At 41.4% G+C, this 2,591-nt stretch carries 3 protein-coding genes; all 3 read left to right on the plus strand.

Going from position 1 to position 2,591, the window contains the following annotated elements; all coding sequences use genetic code 11:
• Positions 1-29: 29 nt before the first annotated feature.
• Complete coding sequence (prmA, locus tag H5072_RS16485) at positions 30-911, plus strand: 50S ribosomal protein L11 methyltransferase (RefSeq protein ID WP_182694144.1); 882 nt, start codon at positions 30-32, stop codon at positions 909-911.
• A gap of 282 nt (positions 912-1,193) precedes the next feature.
• Positions 1,194-2,165, plus strand: a complete 972-nt coding sequence (gene dusB, locus H5072_RS16490; RefSeq protein ID WP_024597553.1) for a tRNA dihydrouridine synthase DusB — start codon at positions 1,194-1,196, stop codon at positions 2,163-2,165.
• A 19-nt stretch (positions 2,166-2,184) separates the two neighbouring features.
• Complete coding sequence (fis, locus tag H5072_RS16495; RefSeq protein ID WP_002957804.1) at positions 2,185-2,475, plus strand: DNA-binding transcriptional regulator Fis; 291 nt, start codon at positions 2,185-2,187, stop codon at positions 2,473-2,475.
• Positions 2,476-2,591 lie beyond the last annotated feature (116 nt).

A 2,591-nucleotide genomic window follows, 5' to 3' on the forward strand; every position in this document is an offset into this window, starting at 1 on the left:
GGCCTTTTTTCTATTTGAAGGAAATAACCATGGCTTGGATCCAAATTCGTATTAATGCCAATGCTGCAACAGCTGATGCCGTAAGCGATCTATTAATGGAAGTGGGTAGCGCTTCAGTAACCTTTATTGACGCAAAAGACACCCCTATCTACGAGCCTAAAATTGGCACCGTTGTGTTCTGGGCTGATACCACAGTTATTGGCCTGTTCGAAGCTAATCATGATATGAACGCAGTCGTTGCATTATTGAAGCGCCATGATGAGCTAAAAGACAATTTAGTATACAAAATCGAGCAACTTGAAGATAAAGACTGGGAACGTGAATGGATGGATAACTTCCACCCTATTCAATTTGGCGAAAAACTATGGATTTGCCCAAGCTGGCGCGACATTCCTGACCCTGATGCTGTAAATGTATTGCTAGACCCTGGCCTTGCTTTTGGCACGGGTACGCATGCAACAACGGCCTTGTGCCTTAAATGGTTAGAAAGCCAAGATCTGACGGGTAAAACGGTTGTTGATTTTGGTTGTGGCTCAGGCATTTTAGGTATTGCAGCTATAAAACTAGGTGCAGAGCGTATGATTGGGATAGATATTGACCCTCAAGCGCTTGAAGCTAGCCTTGATAACGCGAACCGAAATGGTGTTGCAGACAAACTCGAAGTATACCTTCCAGAAAACCAACCTGAGTTTAGTGCAGATATAGTAGTGGCCAATATTTTAGCCCAGCCACTTCGCGAATTACATAGTGTGATTTTAGGGTTATTAAAGCCAGGTGGTAAAATTGCCATGTCAGGTATTTTAGAAGAACAAGCGCAATCGGTTGCTGACATTTATGCACCGTTTATTGAACTAGATGACATTGCCGTTGAAGGTGATTGGACTCGAGTAAGTGGCACTAAAAAAGCGTAATAAATCGAACAATCAAATCTAGAGTATTAACTCAAAACATGCATGTAAAGCCTGTATTTAACAGGCTTTACTATTTTTTTACATATCAAAAAATTTTCTAGTTATCTTGTAAAAAATAAAATCTGTATGAATTTCAAACAAATCAACCTACTTGTCATGTGGTTATCAAATGTCAATACGAAAAGGGCAAAAAAAAGTTACTTTTGTTCAATTTATAGCCTTTGATTTTTGTGAAAAAAACCGTAAACTTAGCGCCCCTTGAAAAGAGGCCTATTGAATATAGTGCGTATCGGTAAATACCAACTTGAGAATAATGTAATTGTCGCGCCAATGGCAGGCATTACAGACAGACCATTCAGACAACTTTGTCGACGCTTAGGTGCGGGCTTAGCTGTGTCTGAAATGCTATCGTCAAATCCTAAGGTTTGGAAAACAGAAAAGTCGATGAACCGTATGGATCACAGCGGTGAGTCGGGTATACGCGCGGTGCAAATTGCAGGAGCAGATCCTGAGCTTATGGCGCAGGCCGCACAATTCAATGTTGCTAATGGTGCACAGATCATAGATATCAATATGGGGTGCCCAGCAAAAAAAGTGAACAAGAAACTCGCAGGCTCTGCCTTATTACAGTTTCCTGAACTTGTGGAAGAGATTATTGATGCAGTTGTTAATGCTGTTGATATACCTGTGACACTTAAAATCCGTACAGGATGGGATCCGGATAACCGTAATGGTGTAGAGATTGCGAGAATAGCTGAACGTTATGGCATTGCATCACTTGCTGTACATGGGCGTACGCGCGCATGTATGTACAAAGGTGAGGCTGAGTACGCCACGATTAGGGATATAAAACGTTCAGTGTCGATTCCTGTAGTTGCCAATGGTGATATTACATCACCAGAAAAAGCAAAACAGGTTTTAGACTATACGGGTGCAGATGCCATTATGATTGGCCGAGCCGCCCAAGGTCGCCCTTGGATATTTAGGGAGATAGACCACTATTTGCGAACTGGGGAACATTTACAGCCACCTGCTATTGCAGAGGTGCGCAGTATATTAATGGAGCATTTAACAAACCTCCATATGTTTTACGGTGAGCCAATGGGAGCGCGAATTGCTCGCAAACATGTATCTTGGTATTTGCAAACCCATGACAGTGATGGTCAGTTTAGGCGAGTATTTAATGCGCTCGACAACCCACAGGCACAGGTCGTCGCATTAGAGCAATACTTTAAAACACTAGCAGCTAACTAAGAAAGAAAGAGACTTAATAATGTTCGAACAAAACGTGACTTCTCCATTTATCACTAACCCTCATGTTCAGTCACACGAGAAACCGCAGCCATTGCGTGATGCAGTAAAAAAAGCTGTTCACCACTATTTAAAGCAGCTTAACGGTCAAGATGTGCAAGACGTTTACGACCTTGTTCTTTCAGAGCTAGAAGCGCCATTACTTGAAGAAGTAATGACATATACACGTGGTAACCAAACTCGTGCAGCAATTTTACTAGGTATCAACCGTGGTACTTTACGTAAAAAGCTTAAAAAATACGGCATGAACTAATACCAATTATATTGAAAGCGTAAGTATTCTAACGAGCTAAACAAGCCCATAACGTCGTTAAAAGTTTTTTATGTAGAATAACTACACTGCAAAATTTTTGCCTTGTTGTAGACTTG

Source organism: Pseudoalteromonas sp. SR45-5 (genome assembly GCF_014163565.1).
In the GTDB taxonomy this organism is placed as follows: Bacteria; Pseudomonadota; Gammaproteobacteria; order Enterobacterales; family Alteromonadaceae; genus Pseudoalteromonas; species Pseudoalteromonas distincta.